19 protein-coding genes and 2 tRNA genes are annotated in these 22,855 nt (G+C 59.9%); 12 read left to right on the plus strand and 9 right to left on the minus strand.

Translation table 11 applies throughout. From position 1 onward, the window contains the following. The first annotated feature begins 191 nt into the window (after positions 1–191). The 5 genes from ACIQUH_RS20630 to ACIQUH_RS20650 all read left to right on the plus strand — a co-directional run bounded on the left by ACIQUH_RS20630 (position 192) and on the right by ACIQUH_RS20650 (position 5,766). A complete protein-coding gene (locus ACIQUH_RS20630) occupies positions 192–1,388 on the plus strand; it encodes a beta-ketoacyl-ACP synthase (RefSeq protein ID WP_400818383.1) in 1,197 nt (398 codons plus the stop codon). An 11-nt stretch (positions 1,389–1,399) separates the two neighbouring features. Further along, the gene (locus tag ACIQUH_RS20635; RefSeq protein WP_065115765.1) at positions 1,400–2,683 is read left to right on the plus strand and encodes a beta-ketoacyl-ACP synthase; all 1,284 of its coding nucleotides are present in this window, start codon (positions 1,400–1,402) and stop codon (positions 2,681–2,683) included. A gap of 144 nt (positions 2,684–2,827) precedes the next feature. After that, the gene (locus tag ACIQUH_RS20640; RefSeq protein ID WP_080790688.1) at positions 2,828–3,856 is read left to right on the plus strand and encodes a zinc-binding dehydrogenase; all 1,029 of its coding nucleotides are present in this window, start codon (positions 2,828–2,830) and stop codon (positions 3,854–3,856) included. Between the two features lie 5 nt (positions 3,857–3,861). Beyond that, on the plus strand, positions 3,862–4,791 hold the full coding sequence (locus ACIQUH_RS20645) for a lipid A biosynthesis lauroyl acyltransferase (RefSeq protein ID WP_400818385.1): 930 nt from the start codon (positions 3,862–3,864) through the stop codon (positions 4,789–4,791). 279 nt (positions 4,792–5,070) lie between these two features. Beyond that, positions 5,071–5,766, plus strand: a complete 696-nt coding sequence (locus ACIQUH_RS20650) for a hypothetical protein (protein WP_020810296.1) — start codon at positions 5,071–5,073, stop codon at positions 5,764–5,766. A gap of 49 nt (positions 5,767–5,815) precedes the next feature. Here the strand turns inward: ACIQUH_RS20650 and ACIQUH_RS20655 are convergent, their stop codons facing one another. After that, positions 5,816–6,619 carry a TSUP family transporter gene (locus ACIQUH_RS20655; protein ID WP_400818389.1) on the minus strand — a complete coding sequence of 268 codons (804 nt, stop codon included), beginning with the start codon at positions 6,617–6,619 and terminating at the stop codon, positions 5,816–5,818. Positions 6,620–6,800: 181 nt separating this feature from the next. Here ACIQUH_RS20655 and ACIQUH_RS20660 point away from each other — a divergent pair, with 181 nt between their 5' ends. From ACIQUH_RS20660 to recJ, 5 genes are all read left to right on the plus strand, one after another. Next, a complete protein-coding gene (locus ACIQUH_RS20660; protein ID WP_059758720.1) occupies positions 6,801–7,760 on the plus strand; it encodes a nucleoside hydrolase in 960 nt (319 codons plus the stop codon). 301 nt (positions 7,761–8,061) lie between these two features. Next, a complete protein-coding gene (locus ACIQUH_RS20665) occupies positions 8,062–9,282 on the plus strand; it encodes an LL-diaminopimelate aminotransferase (protein ID WP_035223305.1) in 1,221 nt (406 codons plus the stop codon). A 61-nt stretch (positions 9,283–9,343) separates the two neighbouring features. Further along, on the plus strand, positions 9,344–10,654 hold the full coding sequence (locus ACIQUH_RS20670) for a homoserine dehydrogenase (RefSeq protein WP_400818392.1): 1,311 nt from the start codon (positions 9,344–9,346) through the stop codon (positions 10,652–10,654). 188 nt (positions 10,655–10,842) lie between these two features. Next, a complete protein-coding gene (locus tag ACIQUH_RS20675; protein ID WP_400818395.1) occupies positions 10,843–11,067 on the plus strand; it encodes a hypothetical protein in 225 nt (74 codons plus the stop codon). Positions 11,068–11,170: 103 nt separating this feature from the next. Then, positions 11,171–12,979: a single-stranded-DNA-specific exonuclease RecJ gene (gene recJ / locus ACIQUH_RS20680; RefSeq protein ID WP_400818398.1), complete on the plus strand. Its 1,809-nt coding sequence runs from the start codon at positions 11,171–11,173 to the stop codon at positions 12,977–12,979. 128 nt (positions 12,980–13,107) lie between these two features. Here recJ and ACIQUH_RS20685 read toward each other — a convergent pair. The 6 genes from ACIQUH_RS20685 to ACIQUH_RS20710 form a co-directional block, all read right to left on the minus strand. After that, positions 13,108–13,182: transfer RNA gene (locus ACIQUH_RS20685), tRNA-Glu, on the minus strand. 448 nt (positions 13,183–13,630) lie between these two features. After that, positions 13,631–13,705, minus strand: a tRNA-Glu gene (locus ACIQUH_RS20690). A 688-nt stretch (positions 13,706–14,393) separates the two neighbouring features. After that, positions 14,394–15,167 (minus strand): amino acid ABC transporter ATP-binding protein, encoded by a 774-nt coding sequence (locus tag ACIQUH_RS20695; RefSeq protein WP_400818401.1) that lies wholly within the window; start codon positions 15,165–15,167, stop codon positions 14,394–14,396. A gap of 11 nt (positions 15,168–15,178) precedes the next feature. Next, positions 15,179–16,336 carry an amino acid ABC transporter permease gene (locus ACIQUH_RS20700; RefSeq protein ID WP_400818404.1) on the minus strand — a complete coding sequence of 386 codons (1,158 nt, stop codon included), beginning with the start codon at positions 16,334–16,336 and terminating at the stop codon, positions 15,179–15,181. Between the two features lie 2 nt (positions 16,337–16,338). Then, positions 16,339–17,535, minus strand: a complete 1,197-nt coding sequence (locus ACIQUH_RS20705) for an amino acid ABC transporter permease (protein ID WP_400818406.1) — start codon at positions 17,533–17,535, stop codon at positions 16,339–16,341. 105 nt (positions 17,536–17,640) lie between these two features. Continuing rightward, positions 17,641–18,663, minus strand: coding sequence for an amino acid ABC transporter substrate-binding protein (locus tag ACIQUH_RS20710; protein WP_400818409.1), 1,023 nt, complete (start codon positions 18,661–18,663; stop codon positions 17,641–17,643). Positions 18,664–19,040: 377 nt separating this feature from the next. Here ACIQUH_RS20710 and ACIQUH_RS20715 point away from each other — a divergent pair, with 377 nt between their 5' ends. Beyond that, positions 19,041–20,228, plus strand: coding sequence for a cystathionine beta-lyase (locus tag ACIQUH_RS20715; RefSeq protein ID WP_400818411.1), 1,188 nt, complete (start codon positions 19,041–19,043; stop codon positions 20,226–20,228). Positions 20,229–20,254: 26 nt separating this feature from the next. On the opposite strand, the gene ACIQUH_RS20720 is transcribed toward ACIQUH_RS20715, so the two are convergent. Both ACIQUH_RS20720 and ACIQUH_RS20725 read right to left on the minus strand, forming a co-directional pair. Further along, positions 20,255–21,442, minus strand: coding sequence for an FAD-dependent monooxygenase (locus ACIQUH_RS20720; RefSeq protein WP_400818414.1), 1,188 nt, complete (start codon positions 21,440–21,442; stop codon positions 20,255–20,257). 30 nt (positions 21,443–21,472) lie between these two features. Then, positions 21,473–21,718 carry a zinc-finger domain-containing protein gene (locus ACIQUH_RS20725; protein WP_400818417.1) on the minus strand — a complete coding sequence of 82 codons (246 nt, stop codon included), beginning with the start codon at positions 21,716–21,718 and terminating at the stop codon, positions 21,473–21,475. Between the two features lie 170 nt (positions 21,719–21,888). Between ACIQUH_RS20725 and ACIQUH_RS20730 the strand changes: the two genes are divergently transcribed. Next, positions 21,889–22,665 (plus strand): alpha/beta fold hydrolase, encoded by a 777-nt coding sequence (locus ACIQUH_RS20730; protein ID WP_400818419.1) that lies wholly within the window; start codon positions 21,889–21,891, stop codon positions 22,663–22,665. Positions 22,666–22,855: the final 190 nt, after the last annotated feature.

A 22,855-nucleotide genomic window follows, 5' to 3' on the forward strand; every position in this document is an offset into this window, starting at 1 on the left:
GAAAGAGGGCGTTTTTCCCGTCGGCCCGGTTTTGACGGATGAAAATCGTGGGCTCGCGACGGCGGATCGGGCCTTCACCATTGCCAATCCGCATCGCGCGCTTTATTCCGCAACGCATGACGTGGTTGTTCGCAACCGCTGTGGATAGCCGTGACCGTTTCGGCGGGGCCGGCTGCAAAGGATGACAGACGATGAAATCTGACAATGATGTGGTGATAACAGGGGTCGGCATCGTGACCTGTCACGGCGTTGGCAGCCAGGCGCATGTGGCGCTTCTTTCCGGAGCCGCCGTGCCGGAGCCGGTTGTCGAGACCGAAAAGTTCAAGCCCTATCCGGTCCATCCCATGCCGGAGATCGACTGGTCGGCCCAGATCGCCAAGCGCGGCGACCAGCGCCAGATGGAAAACTGGCAGCGCCTCGGCGTTTTCGCCGCCGGTCTCGCACTCGACGATGCCGGGCTGAAGGACAATGCCGAAGCCTGCGCCACCATGGACATGATCGTGGCGGCCGGCGGCGGTGAGCGCGACATCAATGTCGATACGCTGATCGTCGATGAAGCCCTGAAGCGCAATGACCGCGAAAAGCTGCTGAACGAGAAGCTGACGACGGAACTGCGCCCGACGCTGTTTCTCGCCCAGCTTTCCAACCTGATGGCCGGCAATATCTCCATCGTGCACAAGGTTACGGGTTCGTCGCGCACCTTCATGGGCGAAGAAGCGGCGGGCATTTCCGCCGTCGAAACCGCGTTCCACCGTATCCGTTCCGGCGAATCGAGCCATGCGCTGGTCGGCGGTGCCTTCTCGGCTGAGCGTCCCGACATGATCCTGCTGTTTGAAGCCATCGGCGCACATGCGCAGGGCGGCTGGCAGCCGCTGTGGTCGCGTGGCGACCAGGACGGCGGCGGCATGATTTCCGGTTCGCTCGGCGCATTTCTCGTGCTGGAATCGCGCAAGCATGCCAGCGCGCGCGGCGCGCGCATTTATGCCCGTATCGACGCCATTGAAGGTGATCGCGGCAGCCGCGATGACGGCAAGATGGAAAAGCGTATGAAGCGCCTGCTTGCGCCTGCAAAGGACAGTGCTGCGACCGTCGTGTTTTCCGGTGCCAGCGGTTATGACGATGTCACGGCCCGCGAGAAGGACATTCTCGAAAAGGCCCTGCCGAATGCCGCCATTCGTGGTTTCGGTGGTGTCACCGGCCATGGACTTGAAGCACAGTTTCCGCTCGGCCTCGCGCTCGCGGCGCTCACGCTTGAAAGCGGCGCCAAGGTTCCTACCTTCGATGCGGCTGCGGAAAAACCCATGGGCGAAGCGGCCACCGAAGCCGTCGTCACCACCGTCGGCCATGTGCGCGGCGAAGGTGTCGCCGTTCTGTCCCGCGACGTTTGAGGAGAAAGACCATGACTTCCAATTTCAGGGATCATCTCGGTCGTCCCATCGTCGCCGTCACCGGCATGGGCATCATCACGTCGCTCGGGCAGGGGCTTGCCGATAACTGGGCGGCGCTGACATCGGGCAAATCGGGCATTCACAAGATCACCCGCTTCCCGACCGAGGGGCTTTCGACCCGTATCAGCGGCACGGTGGATTTCATCGACATCCCGGTTCCGAATTCCGTCGAGCGTTCCTATGCTTTCGCCCGCGAAACCACCATCGAGGCGCTGGCGCAGGCCGGTATCTCCGGCGATTTCGACGGCCCGCTGTTTCTCGCAGCGCCGCCTATCGAGCCGGAATGGAGCGCCCGTTTCGAGCTTGCCGACCGGTCTCCGCCGGCCGCCCAGCCGGGTGACGCCTATGAACGGTTCCTGACGGCTTTCCGCCAGCGTCCCGACCCGGCGTTTCAGGAAGCTGCCCTGTTCGGCGCGATCTCCGAGCGTCTTTCCGACCGTTTCGGCACACGCGGCCTGCCGGTAACGCTTTCCACCGCCTGTGCATCCGGTGCAACCGCGATCCAGCTTGGCGTCGAAGCCATCCGCCAGGGGCGTACCGAGCGGGCGCTGACGGTTGCGACCGACGGTTCGGTCAGCGCCGAAGCGCTGATCCGCTTCTCGCTGCTGTCTGCGCTTTCGACCCAGAACGACCCGCCGGAAAAGGCCTCCAAGCCGTTCAGCAAGGACCGCGACGGTTTCGTGATCGCCGAAGGCGCTGCGACGCTGGTGCTGGAATCGCTCGAAGCGGCGGTCGCACGCGGCGCGAAGGTGCTCGGCATCATCAAGGGTGCGGGTGAAAAAGCCGACAGCTTCCACCGTACGCGGTCTTCGCCCGATGGCGGGCCGGCGATTGCGACGATCCGCGCGGCACTGGCCGATGCGGGCGTGGCCGAAAGCGATATCGGCTATATCAACGCCCACGGCACCTCGACACCGGAAAACGACAAGATGGAATATGGCTCGATGCTGGCCGTCTTCGGCGAAGGCCTGAAGGATATTCCGCTGTCGTCCAACAAGTCGATGATCGGTCATACCCTGACCGCAGCAGGCGCCGTGGAAGCGGTATTCTCGCTACAGACCATGCTGACCGGAACGCTGCCTCCGACGATCAACTACAATAATCCCGATCCGACCATCACGCTCGACGTGGTGCCGAATGTGAAGCGGGATGCTCAGGTGGGCGCGGTTCTCTCGAACTCCTTCGGGTTTGGCGGGCAGAATGCAAGCCTTGTCATGACGCGGGAACCGGCTTAACCGGTTTCGCCATAAACAGGAGCGTTTCCGAGGCAATTGCGGAAACGCTCTCGCTTCTTTGATTACGCATTCCGGCCGCAAAACGGTTACAGAGTTTTGCTGGAATAGCTTTTTAGATAACGCCCTCGGGCGAAGGACTGATACATGCGCGCTCTTCAACTCGTGGACGACCGGAAGCTCGAAAAAGTGGACCTGCCCGAACCGGATGCGCCGGCGCCGGGCGAGGTGACTCTGCGCGTCAAGGCGGTGGCGCTGAACCACATCGACGTATGGGGCTGGCGCGGCATGGCTTTCGCCAAGCGCAAGATGCCGCTCACCATTGGCGCCGAGGCTTCGGGCGTGGTCGAAGCCATCGGTCCGGGCGTTTCGAATGTGCTGCCGGGTCAGCTGGTTTCGGTCTATGGCGCGCGCACCTGCGGGCTGTGCAAGCCCTGTCGCGAAGGCCGCGACAATCTGTGCGAACATGTGCAGGGCGTGCACGGTTTCCACCTTGACGGTTTTGCGCAGGAAAAGATCAATATTCCCGCCCGCCAGCTCGTGCCGGCTCCGCATGGCATTGACGCCGTTGCTGCGGCTCTGGCGCCGGTGACCTTCGGCACCGTCGAGCACATGCTGTTCGACAATGCCAAGCTCGAGCCCGGTGAAACCATCCTCATCCATGCCGGCGGTTCCGGCATCGGCACGGCGGCGATCCAGCTTGCGAAGAAGATGGGCTGCACCGTCATCACCACAGTCGGTTCCGACGACAAGATCGAACGGGCAAAGGCGCTCGGGGCCGATCATGTCATCAACTACCGGACCGACCGTTTCGAAGGCGTCGTGCGCAAGCTGACGAAAAAGAAAGGTGTCGACGTTGTCTTCGAACATGTCGGCAAGGACACCTTCGTCGCCTCGATGTTCTCGCTGAAGCGCGGTGGCCGTCTTGTCACCTGCGGCTCCACCTCGGGCGTTTCCACCGAAATCAACCTGATGATGCTGTTCCAGCAGCAGCTGAAGCTGCTCGGCTCCTTCGGCTGCCGCATGGAAAACATGGCCAACGCCATGCAGAAGATGGCGCGTGGCATCGTTCATCCCGTCATCGACACCGAAGTCACCTTCGACGATATCGACCGGGCGCTGGAGCGCATGGAGACGCGCCAGGTGTTCGGCAAGATCGTTCTGCGGATGGACTGAGCATCTTGAAGCTGTTCCTGACACGGATTGTCCTGAAACTGGACCACTTCCGGCAGTGGCTGATCGCGACATTCGCCTTCGGCCTTCTCAATCTGCTGAAGCTTTTTCCTGCCGATGCGGGCATTCGCGCCGCCGACCGGCTGGCGCGCTTCGTGGGGCCGAAAACCGGCCGCCACAGGCTGATGCTCCATAATCTGGCGCGCGCCTTTCCGGAGAAATCCGAGGAGGAGCGGCTTGCGATCGCCATGGATAGCTGGGCCAATATGGGCCGGCTTGCGGCGGAATATGTGTTTCTCGACCGGCTGTTCGATTTCGATCCGGAAAAGAACGAACCGGGCCGCATCGAGGTCGAGGGTATTCCGACCTTTCTCGAACTGCGCGACAATCCGCGGCCCTTCATCGTCTTTACCGCCCATAGCGGCAATTTCGAGCTGTTGCCGGTCGCAAGTTCGGCCTTCGGTCTTGATGTCACGGTGCTGTTCCGGCCGCCGAACAATCCTTTCGTGGCCGACAAGGTGTTCAATTTCCGCAAGGAGCGCATGGGCAACCTCGTGCCCTCGCATGCCGGTTCCTCCTTCGCGCTGGCGCGGCAGCTGGAAAAGGGCGGCGGCGTCGGCGTGCTCGTCGACCAGAAGTTCGGCAAGGGTCTGACGACGAAGTTCTTCGGCCTTGAAGTTCGTACCAATCCGCTGCTTGCCAAGCTGGTGCGGCAGTTCAACTGCGATGTTTATCCCGCCCGTTGCGTGCGTCTTCCCGACAATCGCTACAGGCTGGAAATAGAGCCCAAGGTTGAAATTCCGCGCGATGAGAAGGGCAATGTCGACATTCAGGCGACGGCGCAGCTTCTGAACGACAAGGTGGAAAGCTGGGTGCGCGAATACCCCGGACAATGGCTGTGGTATCACGACCGCTGGGACGTGAAGCACCAGATTTGAGGTGACTGCCGTGCGGCCGGATTTTCCGCGATTTTCACGAAATTCGGCCGGGAAATTGTGCGTTTGGATGTTTTTCCATATTAGTGGAACCTCATTTTTCGTTCATGGATTATCGAAATTGAAAAATTAGCGGCTGCTGTGATATTTTGGACAACAATCCTCGCGGCGTTCCTGCGTTTCGTTACGTCATTTTTAAGCGCAAAGACGCTATAATCAGGGGGCAAAGGGTTAATCCGTTCGCATTGGGAACCGGGTTATGCCCGTTCAGGGAGAGTTGGGTTGAAAGATTTGATTGAGTTGTTCTGGCTGCGTTATACGGAACTGCAATCTGCCGTTGGTAAAAACGAAGCCGACAAGATCGCAGTGCTGGAGCGTGAACTGGAGCAGCTTCTCGAGCGGGTCGTCGGGCGCCAGACAGAAAACTCCGAGGATATTCGCGAACAGTTCCGTTTCGCCATCGACCTCCTGAACCACGAGGCGGAGGATCTCGGCTGCGTGCAGCGCAATTCCGAGCTTCTGAGAACCCTGGTCGACCGTTATGTCGGCATGCCGCCCAAGGCCAAGGTCATCGGTGACGAGGACGAGGACACACTGGAGTGGCATCACCGCCATCTGATCCTCGATGAAGACATGCTCAACGATCTGGATGAGCCGGTGGTCATCGTTTCTCCCGGCTACCGCGTGTCCTTTGCCAATGCGCTCGATGCTTTCCAGCGCAATGCGCCGGAAGGGCTTGTCGGCTGCCACATTGCCGAACTCGTCGGCGTCCACCGTTTCCAGAACGACCTCAGGGAAAAACTCGACAATTGCTTCAAGGGCGATACGTCGAAATATACCTATGCGGAAGATCAGAACGGTCGGACGATCGTGAAGTCGCTGGAAATGTCCCCCTGCTATTCCTCCGCCTACAAGCTCGTGGGTGCCATGGTGGTGATCCGGGAAATTGCCGATCGCAGACGCCGCGCCACGGCGTGACGGCAGGCGCTGATCTCTGACGACACTCTCCCGGCTTTGCGGTTTCCGGTTATTTCGGGAATATGGTTTCCCATATCGCGGCGATGGACCATGCGGATGATGCATCCGCAAGGAGCTTCGTCGCCATGGCGAGGCAGGAAAGCACCAGCAGCGGGCGGATGATCTTCGCGCCGTTCTTCATGGCGAAGCGGGAGCCGATCTGTGCGCCGATGAACTGGCCGACGCCCATGGCGAGGCCGAGCTTCCACAAGACCGCACCACCTATCGCAAACACAACGAAACCGCCGAAGTTCGAGCCGAGGTTCAGAAGCTTGGTATGGGCGGTTGCCTTCAACATGCCGAAACCGGCAAGCGCCACGAAGGCAAGCATGTAGAAGGAACCCGCGCCGGGGCCGAAAACGCCGTCGTAGAAGCCCACCAGCGGCGCGACGGTGAAGCCGAACACGAAGGGTGTGATGCGGCGATGGCTGTCGATATCGCTGAGCTGCGGCTTGAAGGCGAAATAGAGCGCAATCGCGATCAGCAGGAACGGCATGATGGTGCGCAGGAGGTCGGACGGCACGAAGGCGGCGGTGACCGCGCCGAGCCCGCCGCCGAGCATGGCCATGACGGCCATGGGCATTTGTTCCCTCAGATTGACATGGCCGCGCCGGGCATAGGCGATGGTGGCGGAGGCCGAGCCGAACTGCGATTGCAGCTTGTTGGTGCCAAGCGTATCGAGCGGCGCGATACCCATGATCAGCATCGCCGGAATGGTGATGAGACCGCCGCCGCCGGCGATGGAATCGATAAAGCCGGCAAAGATGGCGACGCAGAAGAGAACGATAAATACGTTAAGGGCGATGTCTTGCACTTGATATGTCCGGGCAGGCGGAAGGAGAGGGCTTCTTCTTTCACCGAAAGGGTGACCGCGCAATCTCTTTCTGTGCGTTCGGCTGCGGGCAGGGGATTGCGGTGTGGCCGCTTATCGCTATGTTTCCGTGGCGCGTCGCCGGAAGGACGGTTGACGCCTGAGACATATGGATGAGGGCATTATGCATAAAGTGATATTCGATACGGATCCCGGTGTAGACGACGCCATGGCGCTTCTGTTCCTGCACCGTCACCCCGATATCGATCTGATCGGCGTCACCACGGTTTTCGGCAACGCCCCCATCGATATCACCACCCGCAATGCGCTCTTCCTCAAGCGGGAATGGCAGATGACCGCACCGGTCGCGAGAGGCGCCGGCGTGACCTTCGATCCCGCCCGCAAGGAAGGCCACTGGCCGACCTTCATCCACGGCGAAAACGGTCTCGGCGATATCGATATCCCTGAGACCATCGATCTGCCGCTCGATCCGCGCCCGGCGCATCGCTTCATCATCGAGACGGTAAAGGCCAATCCCGGCGAGGTGACGTTGATCGCCGTTGGCCGCATGACCAATCTGGCGCTGGCGCTGCGCGAAGAGCCGGATTTCGCCGCGCTGGTGAAGGAGGTCATCGTCATGGGCGGTGCCTTCGACATGAACGGCAACGTGTCGCCGGCGGCCGAGGCCAATATTCATGGCGATCCGGAAGCGGCCGATCTCGTCTTCACCGCGCCCTGGCGTGTGGTTGTCGTCGGTCTCGACGTGACGACAAAAACGGTGATGACCAGCGCCTTCATGGCAGAGATGGCAGAGGCCGGCGGCAAGCCGGTCCAGCTGCTGTCCGACCTGTCGCAGTTCTACATTGATTTTTACAAGACCCGCACCGGCGACGGCATGGTGGTGCATGATAGCTGCGCCTGCGTTTATCTCGTCGCGCCGGAACTGTTTACCACCCGCAGCGGCCCGGTGCGTGTCGTCTGCGGCGGGCTTGCCGACGGCCAGACCATCCAGAAGCCTGACGGACGCGCCTTTCCGCCGGGTGATTGGGACGGGCATCCGAGCCAGCTCATCTGCACGGATATCGAGCCGGAGCGCGTGCTTTCGGTCATCCGCGCGGCAATTGTGAAGGGCGAGCGCGGCTGAACGAAAGGAATGGCCGTTCTTGAGCATGGCTTGCCTTGCATTTTCCAAGAATCTGGCGTTATGCAAGTTCCTTGATCCTATTGCGCGATCCGCCTTGCCAAAGGGGCCGAAAAGGCTGTTCCGAAGCGCAGGCGGATGATCGCGATGGCGTGTGGGCCGAGAAAAGCCTTGTAGGTTTTCCCGTGCTTTGCGCTACAATGAATAACGCCTGCCGGGTCGGTTCGTGTCGGCGGCGTTTAACAACAAAAAACGAACCTTCGTTATGGGCCGGCAGAACCGGTCCATTCCCATGAGGAAAGAGATGGAAGAGTTTCACAAGGTCCGGCGTCTGCCGCAATACGTCTTCGAACAGGTCAACCGTTTGAAAGCGAGCGCGCGAGCGGCCGGGGCCGATATCATCGATCTCGGCATGGGCAATCCCGACCTTCCGACCCCGAAGGCCATCGTCGACAAGCTCTGCGAGGTCGTTCAGGATCCGCGCACCCATCGTTATTCCTCGTCCAAGGGCATTCCCGGCCTTCGCCGTGCGCAGGCAGCCTATTATGCCCGTCGTTTCGGCGTGAAGCTGAACCCCGATACCCAGGTCGTCGCCACGCTCGGTTCCAAGGAAGGCTTCGCCAATATGGCGCAGGCCATCACGGCACCGGGTGACGTGATCCTGTGTCCGAACCCCACCTATCCGATCCATGCCTTCGGCTTCCTGATGGCGGGCGGCGTTATCCGCTCGATGAATGTCGAGCCGGATGAGAGCTTCTTCGGGCCCTTGGAGCGTGCGGTGCGCCACTCCATTCCCAAACCGCTGGCGCTGATCATCAACTACCCGTCGAACCCGACGGCGCATGTCGCCTCGCTCGATTTCTACAAGGACGTGATCGCGTTCGCGAAGAAGCACGAGATCATCGTGCTTTCCGACCTTGCCTATTCGGAAATCTATTTCGACGAAAACAACCCGCCGCCTTCGGTTCTCGAAGTTCCCGGCGCAATCGACGTTGCGGTGGAGTTCACCTCCATGTCGAAGACTTTCTCCATGCCCGGCTGGCGCATGGGCTTTGCCGTCGGCAACGAGCGGCTGATCGCGGCGCTGACGCGTGTGAAGTCTTATCTCGATTATGGCGCCTTCACGCCGATCCAGGTTGCGGCGACCCATGCGCTGAACGGCGACGGTTCCGACATCGCGGAAGTGCGCAATGTCTATCGCCGCCGCCGCGATGTGATGGTCGACACCTTCGGCAAGGCCGGTTTCGAGGTTCCGCCGCCGGCGGCGACGATGTTCGCCTGGGCGAAGATCCCGGAAAAGTTCCGCCATCTCGGCAGCCTGGAATTCTCCAAGCTTCTGGTCGAGAAGGCCGATATCGCCGTTGCTCCCGGCATCGGCTTTGGCGAGATGGGCGATGATTACGTCCGTCTCGCGCTCGTGGAAAACGAGCATCGAATTCGTCAGGCAGCGCGCAATCTGAAGCGTTTCCTGTCGAGCGCAGACGAAACGATGCACAATGTCGTTTCGCTTAACGCCCACAGATAAGGGCAACCGAAGGCGGCCGGGCCTCGGCCGCCACCATCACCAGCAAATCAGGAACATACCCATGGCAGATTCATTGAGAATCGGCATAGCGGGGCTCGGCACTGTCGGCGCTTCGCTCGTGCGCATCCTCCAGCAGAGAAGCAACGAACTTGCGATTACCTGCGGACGCGCGATTGAGATTATTGCGGTGAGCGCGCGCGACCGTTCGCGCGACCGCGGCATCGATCTCAAGGGTATTACCTGGTTCGATACGCCGGAGCAGCTGGCGAGCGAAGCCGATATCGACGTGTTCGTCGAACTGGTCGGTGGCGCTTCGGGGCAGGCGGAAAATGCGGTGCGGGCAGCGCTGGCACGTGGTCTCCACGTGGTGACGGCCAACAAGGCGCTGCTTGCCAAGCACGGTGTTGAACTGGCGACCATTGCCGAAGACAAGGGTGCGCTTCTCAACTTCGAGGCGGCGGTGGCCGGCGGTATCCCCGTCATCAAGGCGCTGCGTGAGTCTCTCACCGGCAACCATGTGTCGCGCATCTACGGCATCATGAACGGCACCTGCAACTACATCCTCACCAAGATGGAGAAGGAAGGGCTGTCCTTCGAGGCCTGTCTGAAGGAAGCGCAGCGGCTGGGTTATGCCGAAGCCGATCCGGCTTTCGATATCGAGGGCAACGACACCGCCCACAAGCTCGCCATTCTGACGACGCTTGCCTTCGGCAACAAGATTTCGGCCGACGACATCTATCTGGAAGGCATCACCAATATTTCCAGCGAGGACATTCAGGCGGCCGCCGAACTCGGTTACCGCATCAAGCTTCTCGGCGTGGCGCAGGTGACCGAATCCGGCATCGAGCAGCGCGTTCATCCGACCATGGTGCCGCTCGATTCCGTTATCGCCCAGGTGGATGGCGTCACCAATGCGGTGGCGATCGAATCCGACATTCTCGGCGAATTGCTGATGGTCGGCCCGGGTGCGGGCGGCAACGCCACGGCATCCGCTGTGCTGGGCGATATCGCCGATATCGCCAAGAGCCGTCCGGGCGCCCAGCAGGTGCCGGTTCTCGGCCGTCCGGCAAAATCGCTGACGGAATACCGCCGCGCCAAGATGAAGAGCCATGAGGGCGGTTATTTCATCCGCCTGACGGTGAAGGACCAGGCCGGCGTCTTCGCCTCCATCGCCACCCGCATGGCTGACAATAACATCTCGCTGGAATCCATCGTGCAGCGCCAGCGCGTGCATGTGGAAGGCGCGCCGCAGACCATCATCCTCGTCACCCATGCGACGATGGAAGATGCGATCCGCAAGGCCGTCAAGGCGATCAAGAACGAGAAATATCTCGTCAGCGAGCCGCAGGTCATCCGCATCGAGCGCACCTGAGACGCTTCTTTATCTTGATATTATCGAGGGCCGCGCTTCCGGATGGAGGCGCGGTTTTTCGTTGTATGACTGCCTTCATCATGCCGGTGGTCTCACGCCCATAAAATTTGGGGGGGACGGCGTCAGAACCGCTGGAAAACAAGGCGATTCGGCACTATGGTTAATCCTGTTCACCAAGCGAGGGAGGCGTGGCCGTGACATCGATCATCCTGTTCAAGGACAATAAGCGCGCAGGCGTTCTGGCAGCCCATCACCGGGCGCGGCCGCACACTGCCAATGACAATATTCGCAGCATGGAATTCGATATCGGGGAGCATGAGCGCAACTGGTGCTCGCTTGCCGTTTTCTCGCTGCTGCTGCTCGTTGGAGCCGTCTCGATCGTCAGCCCGTTCTTTTCGATTTTTTCGGTGTGAACCCGCGAATGCGCGTTTTTGCTTGAAAAACGCGCCACCGCCATTTAGCCCGTTCTAATCATTAAGGCGCGGATAGGCGCGCAGGACAGGACGAAGGGGCAGGATGGCAATGATGGAGCCGGCCGATACCGTGGCCCGCGCATTTTTAAGCGTGGAGCGGTCGGCGACAGAACAGCGCTGGGTGTCGCGGCTGGATCAGGCCGGTCAGAACCGCGCGCTGGCGATGTCCCAGATCCATGCCATTCCCGAACTGATCGCACGCGTGCTTGCCGGGCGTGGGGTAGGCGTCGATGACGCACTGGCGTTCCTCGATCCGACCATCCGTTCCCTGATGCCCGATCCGCATATGCTGACCGATTGCGAGAAGGCCGCCGGGCGGCTGGTGCGTGCCATCGAGACCGGCGAGAAGGTGGCGATATTCGGCGATTACGATGTCGACGGCGCCGCCTCTTCCGCGTTGATGTATCGCTTTCTTGCGCATTTCGGGCTGACACCTGAGATTTATATTCCCGACCGCATTTTCGAAGGCTACGGGCCGAACCCGGCGGCGATGCAGCAGCTTGCCGCCAATGGCGCGACGCTGATCGTGACGGTCGACTGCGGCTCCACCAGCCATGAGTCGCTCAAGGCTGCGAAAGACGCCGGAACGGATGTGGTGGTGATCGATCACCATCAGGTCGGCACGGAGTTGCCGCCGGCCGTGGCGCTGGTCAATCCCAACCGGGAGGACGATCTTTCGGGGCAGGGGCATCTCTGCGCCGCCGGTGTGGTGTTCCTGGTGCTGGTGGCCACGTTGCGGCTGTTAAAGGACAGACGCAACCGGCAGGCCTTCACGCTCGATCTGCTGTCGCTTCTCGATATCGTCGCGCTTGCGACAGTCTGCGATGTGGTGCCGCTAAAGGGGCTGAACCGCGCTTATGTGGTGAAGGGGCTGATCGCTGCGCGCCATATGAACAATGCCGGGCTGGCGGCACTGTTTAAAAAGGCCGGACTGGGCGGGCCTGTGACCCCCTATCATTTCGGCTTCCTGATCGGGCCGCGCATCAATGCCGGCGGCCGCATCGGCGATGCTGCGCTTGGCAGCCGTTTGTTGACCCTCGATGATTCCTCGCAGGCCGAGGTGATTGCCGAGCGGCTGGATGAGCTTAATCGCGAGCGGCAGGCGATGGAAGCGGCCATGCTGGCGGAGGCCGAGGCCGAGGCGCTGTTCGAATATGGCGACGGCTCGGGTGCAGGCGTCATCGTCACCGCGCGCGAGAACTGGCATCCGGGTATTGTCGGATTGCTTGCCTCGCGCCTGAAGGATCGATTCCGTCGTCCGGCTTTCGCCATTGCTTTCGATCCCTCCGGCAAGGGTACCGGCTCCGGCCGCTCGATCAACGGTTTCGATATGGGCCGCATGGTGCGCGCCGCCGTGGAGGCGGGATTGCTGGTCAAGGGGGGCGGTCACGCCATGGCGGCTGGCCTGACGGTCGAGCGCGCCAATCTGGGCAGGCTTCGGACTTTCTTCGAGGAGGCGGCGGCCAGGACGGTGAACGAGCTGGTGGAAAGCAGCGTGCTGAAAATCGACGGTGCCATCGGCGCCTCGGGTGCGACATTGCAGCTTGTCGACCAGCTGGAGCAGGCCGGTCCTTATGGTTCGGGTCATTCACAGCCGATCTTTGCCGTGCCGGCGCATCGCCTGCGCGATGTGCGGCTTGTGGGCACAGCGCACGTCAAGATCACGCTGGAGGCCATGGATGGCTCCCGGCTGGACGGTATCGCCTTTCGTGCTGCTGAAGCTCCTCTGGGGCAGATGCTGCTGAATGCGCGCGGCAGGAACATTCACGTTGCAGGCACCGTTGGCGCCGATCTCTGGCAGGGCCAGAGGCGCGTGCAGTTGCGCGTTCTGGACGCGGCTTTCGCACCCTGAGCGAGCTGCAAACGATCCTTGGTTTTACGGAAGCAACGTTTTGTACGGACAGATCAGACGGGTATCGGCATCTTTACGCGATGCGTGAAGATCTGCGTGCAGGCTGTTGATTTTTAGGGAGAAGCAAGTGGCACGCCCTAGGGGAGTCGAACCCCTCTTTTCAGAATGAAAATCTGACGTCCTAACCGATAGACGAAGGGCGCGTGCGCTTGTGGTGTGGCGCCCTTATAGTCAGGCTCCGGTTGGTCCGCAAGCGGAAAAATTGATTTTTTCCGCTTCGTGACGAGTTTTTTTATGGAAGCCGAAAGGGCTGTGGAAAACTGTGGTGGAACCGGCCAAGACCTTGAAATATCGCCCCAATCGCTGCGGGCGATAATGCCCTCATACCGCGTGAAAGGTCAGTAAGGCGGATTTCCGACCCTTAGCTGGCATCAAGCTGCGGTCCGGGACGAATGGACGCTGTGGTCGGGGTGAGGGGAAAGGCAAGCCGGTTGATCTGCCGGGTGGCATTTCATCCGGCTTGCCTTCCATCGGGGGACGCCATTCTAACGTGCCGACCGGGAATCGGTTCCGCGGCAGTGGAGACGCGCGAAAAATTCACGACGATGATCGGATGATGGAGATATTTTAAAGGGGGAACACGAAGGCAAGTGGCACGCCCTAGGGGAGTCGAACCCCTCTTTTCAGAATGAAAATCTGACGTCCTAACCGATAGACGAAGGGCGCGTGCGCTTGTGGTGTGGCGCCCTTATAGTCAGGCTCCGGTTGGTCCGCAAGCGGAAAAATGCATGATTTGACAAAAAAATGACATGGGCGGCCACAAGCCCTGAAAAACAAGGATTTCTGTTTCGTAACAAATGGTTAAATGGTTGGGGCGGTGCGGTTTTGAGGCCTTTCGCTTGGGGCGCAGGCTGTGAAACGACGACTCAGAGCGGCTTTGGCTGAATTGGAACCGAACAGCCAGAGAATGAAGAGGGAGGACACGTTTGCCGTCATCCTCGCCCTTGAGGCACTGCTGTCCGGTTTAAATTTCTGGGTACTTTATATGGCATGGAAATTGACGGTGAACGTTGCGCATTTTTCTCAACGTCATCCTTGGGCTTGTCCCAAGGATCTAAACACGTCAACAAAATCAAGACGTTGCGGATCCTCGGGACAAGCCCGAGGATGACGTCAGAGTGTTTGGCGAGGTTTGCCCTTCATCGAAAGAACGCCCATACTTCATTCGTGTCCAAAAGGAAAGTGACGTCTGACCTTCATTAAAAATCAATGTTATAGGCGGCGCGTGAAAATTTAAATCAGACAGCAGTGCCTCAAGGGCGAGGATGACGGTGGGCGTCGCGCACTGTTCCTGCAACAAAAAAAAACGGGGCCGAAACGGCCCCGTTGGATGATGCGTTGATGGTAAAAGGTCTCAGTGCAGAATCTGGCTGAGGAACAGTCGGGTGCGCTCGTGCTGCGGATTGTCGAAGAATTCGGCGGGCGAATTCTGTTCGACGATCTGGCCCTGGTCCATGAAGATGACGCGGTTGGCGACCTGGCGGGCGAAGCCCATTTCGTGGGTCACGCACAGCATGGTCATGCCGTCTTCGGCGAGGCTGACCATGGTGTCGAGCACTTCTTTCACCATTTCCGGATCGAGCGCCGAGGTCGGCTCGTCGAACAGCATGATCTTCGGCTTCATGCACAGCGAGCGGGCAATCGCCACACGCTGCTGCTGGCCGCCGGAGAGCTGGCCGGGATATTTATGGGCCTGCTCGGGGATCTTGACGCGCTTCAGATAGTGCATCGCCACTTCTTCGGCTTCCTTCTTGGGCATCTTGCGAACCCAGATCGGCGCCAGCGTGCAGTTTTCGAGGATGGTCAGATGCGGGAAGAGGTTGAAGTGCTGGAACACCATGCCAACCTCGCGGCGCACCTCGTCGATCTTCTTGAGATCGTTGGTGAGCTCGATGCCATCGACATTGATCGTACCCGACTGATGTTCTTCCAGCCGGTTGATGCAGCGGATCATGGTCGACTTGCCCGACCCCGAAGGACCGGCGATGACGATGCGCTCGCCTTTCATGACTTTCAGATTGATGTCGCGCAGCACGTGGAAGTCGCCATACCACTTGTTCATGCCGATGAGTTCGATTGCCACGTCCGTTGTCGAGACGGCCAGTTTTTTTGCTTGGGTTTCTGCCATTTGAGCGTCCCTTATCGTTTATGCCCGGTGTCGAGGTGCCGTTCCATGAACAGCGAATAACGCGACATGCCGAAGCAGAATATCCAGAATACGAAACCAGCGAAAATATAGCCAGTCATGGCGGTGACGGGTGTCGCCCAGTTCGCATCCGATTGGTTGAGTGTGACAATGCCGAGCAGATCGAACATGCCGATGATCGAGACCAGCGACGTGTCCTTGAACAGCCCGATGAAGGTGTTGACGATGCCCGGAATGACGAGCTTCAGCGCCTGCGGCAGCACGATCAGCCTCGTCTTCTGCCAGTAGTTCAGGCCGAGCGAATCCGCCCCTTCATATTGTCCCTTCGGAATGGCCTGCAGACCGCCGCGGATCACCTCCGCCATATAGGCCGAGGAGAACAGCGACACGCCGACCAGTGCGCGCAGGAACTTGTCGAAGGTCCAGCCTTCGGGCAGGAACAGCGGCAGCATGATGCTGGCGAAGAACAGGACGGTGATCAGCGGAATGCCTCTGATAACCTCAATGAAGAGCACGCAGAGCATCTTGATGACCGGCAGGTTCGACCGCCGGCCGAGTGCCAGAAGAATGCCGAAGGGCAGCGACACCGTGATCCCGAAGAACGACAGGATGAGCGTCACCATCAGGCCGCCCCAGAGCTGCGTTTCCACCTTCGGCAGGCCGAAGACGCCGCCGATGAGCAGGAAAAACGCAATGAAGGGCAGGATGATGAAAAGCGCCAGCGCATTCAGTCGCTTGAACGGCGCTTTTGGAATCAGCATCGGTATCAGCAGGATGGCGAACGTCACCATCACGAGGATGGGACGCCAGCGTTCGTCGATCGGGTAACGGCCGAAGACGAATTGTCCGAGCTTGGCCGAGACGAACGCCCAGCATGCCCCGGACTGACCGTCCGGAAGCGCACCGCCCTGTGAAGCGGTCAGGCAGGCGATGCGATCGCTGCCGGTCCATACCGCGTCGATGAACAGCCACTTGACGATCGGCGGCACCAGATAGGCGAGCAGGGCAAGGGCGAGAACCGTAAGGACAGTGTCCTTCGGCGTGGCGAAGAGTTTGGTGCGCAGCCAGTGACCGAAGCCGACGGCGCTCGAGGGCGCGGGTTTGGCGTCCTCGATGGTCTGTCGCACAAAAGCGTGATTGCTGATCGTCATCGTTATCGCTCCACCAGGGCCATTTTCGCGTTGAACCAGTTCATGACCACGGCCGTGAGAATGGACAGCGAGAGATAGATGACCAGCCAGATTGCAACGACTTCGACCGCCTGTCCCGTCTGGTTCAGGATCGTGCCGCCGACGGAGACGATGTCGGCGAAACCGACAGCGACCGCAAGCGAGGAGTTCTTGGTGAGGTTGAGATACTGGCTTGTCAGCGGCGGGATGATGATGCGCATCGCCTGCGGAACGACGATCAGGCGCGTCGTGGTGCTGGAGCGAAGCCCGAGCGCATCCGCAGCCTCCGTCTGGCCCTTCGCCACGGCCTTGATGCCGCCGCGAACGATCTCGGCGATGAAGGAGGCGGTGTAGAAGGAAAGCGCCAGAAACAGCGACATGAATTCAGGTGCGACGACCGCGCCGCCCGAGAGATTGAAGCGCCCGGCAATCGGGTAGTCGAATGTCAGCGGCGCCCCGAGCGCCAGAAATGTCGCCAGCGGCAGGCCGATGACGAGAAGCGCGACCGTTATTCCGGTGCGGAACTGCTGGCCGGTTTTTTCCTGTCTGGCTTTCGCCCAGCGGTAAACGAAGACGCTGAGAATGATGGCGACGAGGAAGGCCAGCGGTATCAGCCAGGTGCCTTCTCCCCAAAGCGGCTTGGGAAAGAAGAAGCCGCGATTGTTGAGGTAGCTTCCGAGCGGCAGCTCCAGCGAGTCGCGCGCCTGCGGCAGAACCGAGATGACGCCCTTGTACCAGAAGAAGATGACGAGCAGCGGCGGGATGTTGCGGAAGATTTCCACATAGGCCTGCGCGAGTTTCGAAATCAGCCAGTTGTTGGACAGCCGGGCGATGCCGACGATGAAACCGATGATCGAGGCGGCGATGATGCCGAAGAATGCGACCTGGATCGTATTGAGAATGCCAACGAGCAATGCCCGGCCATAGGTTGCGTCGCTGGTATAAGCGATCAGCGACTGGCCGATGTCGAAACCGGCTCTTCCGTTGAGGAAGCCGAAACCGGATGAAATGTTTGCCCGTTGAAGATTGGTGATCGTATTCGTCACGATGATCCAGACGAAAGCGGCCAGGATGACGACTGTCAGAACCTGATAGAAAATTCCGCGTATACGTGGATCGTAGATAAGTGACGACGCGCTTTGCGCGCGCGATCGTTGCGAACTGACCGCGTTGCCTGCCATAGGCACCTTTCCCTTTTATGTGCTCTTTGCGAGCTTATTTATATAATTTGAAGCGGAGGCCGGGCGTTGCCCAGCCTCCTTATGATCCAGCCGTGATGGGGCCGATCAACGGACCGGCGGTGCGTATTGCAGGCCGCCCTTGGTCCACAGCGCGTTCTGGCCGCGCTCGATCTTCAGCGGCGAGCCAGCGCCGACGTTGCGGTCGAAGACTTCGCCGTAGTTACCCACCAGCTTGATGATGTTGTAGGCCCAGTCGTTGGTCACGCCGAGATCGGTGCCGATCTTGGTGCCTTCTTCGGTGCCGAGCAGACGCTTTACGTCCGGGTTGGCGCTGGTCTTCTGTTCGTCGACGTTCTTGGAGGTGATGCCAAGTTCTTCGGCGTTGACCATCGCATAGTGAACCCAGGTCACGATGTCGAACCACTGGTCGTCACCCTGGCGAACGGCCGGGCCGAGCGGCTCCTTGGAGATGACTTCCGGCAGAACGACGTTTTCGTCCGGGTTCTTCAGCTTCAGACGGATTGCGTAGAGGCCGGACTGGTCGGTGGTGTAAACGTCGCAACGGCCCGAATCGTAAGCGGAGGTTGCGTCGGATTCCTTTTCGAAGACGACCGGGTTGTACTGCAGATTGTTGGTCTTGAAGTAGTCGGCCAGGTTGAGCTCGGTGGTCGTGCCGGTCTGAACGCAGACGGCGGCGCCGGAGAGTTCGAGAGCGGACTTCACGTTGAGGCTCTTCTTGGCGATGAAGCCCTGGCCGTCATAATAGTTGACGGTGCGGAAGTTGAAGCCAAGCGACGTGTCGCGGCTGATCGTCCAGGTGGTGTTACGGGTCAGAACATCGACTTCGCCGGACTGCAGGGCCGGAAAGCGGTCCTTGCTCGAAAGGGCGACGAACTTGGCTTTCGACGGATCACCGAAAACCGCGGTGGCAATACCACGGCAATAGTCCACGTCGATGCCGGACCATTCGCCCTTGTCATCGGGATTGGAAAATCCCGGAATGCCAGCGCTGACGCCGCAGGTAACGAAACCTTTCGACTTGACGTCCTGAAGCGTTGCAGCCGAAGCGACCGAGGCTCCTCCCAAAACTGCTGCGCCGATGGCGGCTGACAGAATTGCCTTTTTCATTTTTCCCAACCTTTGTTTGTTATCGTCACTTGGAAGAGGACCGGCATGTTTGTTTTGCCCCAGCTCCCCCTTCAGCGAAATCTTTTTCGATCCGCTTTTTCTATCACAATCGCAATTGGCAGCGGGGTCAAGACGTGCGGGCAATAATTGTGCCTATAAAACGGAATTTTCCAAATTTTGGTCGGGAAGTGTGCAAAGGGTGAAAATATAAGCATATTTTTGCTGAATTCTGCATTTGCACAATATTTGTATACTTGTTGTATTCTGTTTGATCATGGATCAATCGACGCGATTTGCAAAGCGCGGCGGGACTTGACCTGACGTTTCGCTCTTAGCATTGTCGCACGCGTCAATGTTCCTTCGAAAGCTGATCTGAAATGACCAAGACAAATGACCTGCTTTCCGCCGCAGGTGTGAATACGCGCCTGGCCCATGGCGGCAACGATCCCGCGGACTGTTTCGGTTTCGTCAACCCGCCCATCGTGCGCGGCTCGACCGTACTTTTTCCCGATGCGGAGACGCTTTCGACCGAAAACCAGAAATACACCTACGGCACCCATGGCACGCCGACGACGGATGCGCTGTGCAATCTCGTCAATGAGCTGGAAGGTTCTTTCGGAACCATTCTCGTGCCCTCCGGGCTTGCGGCGATCACCGTTCCATTTCTTGCTTATCTTAGCGCGGGCGATCACGCCCTGGTGGTTGATTCCGTCTATTTCCCGACCCGCCGCTTCTGCAATGCGATGCTGAAGAAGCTGGGCGTCGAGATCGAATATTACGATCCGTCCATCGGCGAGGGTATCGAGGCGCTCATCCGGCCGAACACCAGGCTGGTGCATCTGGAAGCGCCGGGTTCCAACACTTTCGAGATTCAGGATGTGCGGCTGATTACGGAGATCGCTCACCGGCACGATTGTGTGGTGACGATGGACAATACCTGGGCGACGCCGCTTTATTTCAGGCCGCTCGATTTCGGCGTCGACATTTCCATTCACGCCGCCACCAAATATCCATCCGGTCATTCCGACGTGTTGATGGGCTTCGTTTCGGCCAATGAAAAGCACTGGAAGGCGCTTTATCAGGCCAATGCCAATCTCGGCATCTGCGTCACCTCCGACGATGCCTATCAGATCCTGCGTGGCATGCGCACCATGGGAATAAGGCTGGCGCACCATCAGAAAAGCGTGCTCGACATCGCCACATGGCTGGAGGGCCGGAACGATGTGGTTCGCGTGCTGCATCCGGCCTTGCCGAGCTTTGCCGGGCACGAACTCTGGAAGCGCGATTTCAAGGGCGCGAGCGGTGTCTTCTCCTTCGTGCTGAAGGCGGAAGAAGGCAAATACAAGCAGGCGGCTGCCGCCTTCCTGAATGCGCTGACCTTCTTCGGGCTCGGCTATTCCTGGGGCGGATATGAATCGCTTGCCGTTTCGGTCTCGCTTGTCGACAGGACCATCGCCAAGGGCCCGTCTGAAGGGCCGGTCATCCGCCTGCAGATCGGGCTCGAGGATGTCGCCGATCTCAAGAAGGACCTCGAGGCCGGATTTGCGGCAGCGGCCGGGGTCTGACCAAGCCCTCAGCCTCAGCCTCAGCCTCAGCCCTTCGCGCGGTAGCCGTAGAGCCAGTCGAAGTCCTTCAGGAAGGCTTCCGTGGGACGGGTGGAAAACACGAGATCCCGGGCAATGCGGACCGGGCCTCTGGCATGATAGGCAAAACGATTGAGAGAGGCCCGCTTGCGGGCCTTTTCTATGCGCGGCAGGCGCAACGCCTCGAAGGTGGCGAGCGCCTGCGGCACGGGCAGGGGCTTTTCGCTGTCGCTGCCTGCCATCGTTCCCGCAAGTTCAAACGCATCCTCTATCGCCATGGCCGCGCCCTGGGCGGCGAAGGGCATCATTGCATGCGCCGCATCGCCGATCAGCACCGTGTCGCGGCCATTGTGCCAGCGGCCGGGGCCGGGGCCGGCCTGATAGAGCGGCCAGAAGGTTGGATTTTCAGACGAATCGAGCAACCGGACGATGTCAGGGTTGAAGCCGCGAAACTGTTCCAGCAGCATGGCCTTCTGCCGCCCGCTCGATTCCGCCCGCCAGGTTGCGCCGGGGTCAGCACCGAGCGCAATGGCGACGATGTTGAAGCCGCCGACTTCCTTGAGCGGATAGGCGACGATATGGCCGCCCGAGCCGAGATAGGCGGTGACGGCGCGTTTGTTGACGGCGGATGGCACAGCGTCCGCGGCGACCGTGAAGCGCCAGGCGACATTGCCGGAGAAGGTGGCTGTGGGCGCCGAAGGCACGGCGAAACGGGCCGCCGACCAGACGCCATCCGCGCCGACGATCAGATCGTGATCGCGGAAGGTGGTTGCGGCAATCACATCCACTGTGGCGTTTTCGATGCGTTTGCCGAGATGCAGCCGGCAGAGCGGATTGCTTGTCACCGCCTGGAGAAGCGCGTTTTGCAGCGTCGAGCGGTGCAGCACGCCATAGGGTGCGCCCCAGCGTGTGCGGGCAACGGCGCCCATCGGCAGGGAAAGCAGCGTCGCCAGCGATTTTCCGGAGGCGAGGTCGACGCTGACCGGTTCAGTCCAGCGCGCCTCGATATCAGGCAGGGCCCCGAGCGTGGCCAGAATGCGGGCGGCATTGGGGGAAAGCTGCAGGCCGGCGCCGACTTCCGCCAGCTCGCCGGCCTGTTCGATGATGTCACAGTCGATCCCGTGCCGGGCAAAGGAAAGGGCAGCGGTGAGACCGGCGATGCCGGCACCGACAATGGCTACGGATTTGATGGGCATTGGTGCGCCCCGATCAGGAAAAGTGGAAGGTCAGGCGGCCTTCACGTGGAAGACGCAGCCCGGAGGATTGGTCTGCTCGGCCTTCAGCGACGGATTGTAGCGGAAAAGGGTGGAGCAGTAGGAACAGACCTTCTCGTTGTCGTCGCCCATATCGATGAAGATATGCGGATGATCGTAAGGCACGGAAGCGCCGGTGCACATGAATTCCTTGACGCCGATCTCGATCATGCGGTGTCCGCCATCGTTCTGGAAGTGGGGAATGGAATGCCCGGCCATGTTCGTCTCCAAATGCAATATCGTTATCGAGCCGCGATCCGTCGTCGCGTGCCGGCTCGTCGTTGCGGATATGTAGCCTCAAACGCATTGCATCTCCATAAAAATCGTCAGCAAAACATGTTCAATCTTGCGCTTTCCTGCCATATGGTCCGGCAAAAAGGATGTCCTTGATGAATCTCAACACGCCGCAATTTTCCGATTTTTCCCATGATGGCCTTCGCCTTGCCTATTTCGACGAGGGTGATCCGGCGGGCGATCCGGTCTTGCTGATCCACGGCTTTGCCTCCAGCGCCAATGTGAACTGGGTGCATCCCGGCTGGGTAAAGACACTGGGCGAGGCGGGCTACCGGGTGATCGCCATCGACAATCGCGGCCATGGCGCAAGCGACAAGCCGCATGATCCGGAAGCCTATTATCCTCCCGTCATGGCCGGGGATGCGGTGGCGCTGCTCAATCATCTCGGCATAGCTGAAGCCCATGTGATGGGATATTCCATGGGTGCGCGCATTTCCGCCTTTCTGGCCATGGCCCATCCGGAGCGTGTGCGTTCGCTGGTGTTCGGCGGGCTCGGTATCGGCATGGTGGAAGGTGTCGGCGACTGGGACCCGATTGCCGAGGCGCTTCTCGCCCCTTCGCTCGATGTCGTCACCCATGAGCGCGGCCGCATGTTCCGCGCCTTTGCCGACCAGACGAAAAGCGACCGGCTGGCGCTTGCCGCCTGTATCGAGACGTCCCGGGTTCTCGTCACGCGAAAACAGGCGGAAAAGATCGATGCGCCGACGCTGATTGCGGTCGGAACGAAGGATGATATCGCCGGGTCGGGTGAAGCGCTTGCCGCGATCATGCCGCATGCGCGGGCCATCGACATTCCCGGCCGCGACCACATGCTGGCCGTTGGCGACCGGGTGTTCAAGGCGGCGGTGCTGGAATTTTACCGCTCGCTTTGATCTCAACCATTTCCAGCAAAAGCGGAGCCCGGTTTTCTCTCCGGAAATGCGACAAGGCTCAGGACGGCAAGAAACGGTTTTTCATGCTGCATGAAAAAAAACTGAAGCATTGTCGTCTTTAAAGTCGTCATTCGAATCCCATTTCTAATGCACGTCTTTTTCTGTATAAAGAACGACCACTGCAAACGAG

Origin of the sequence: Agrobacterium sp. NPDC090283 (assembly GCF_044769685.1) — a bacterium.
GTDB lineage: Bacteria > Pseudomonadota > Alphaproteobacteria > Rhizobiales > Rhizobiaceae > Agrobacterium.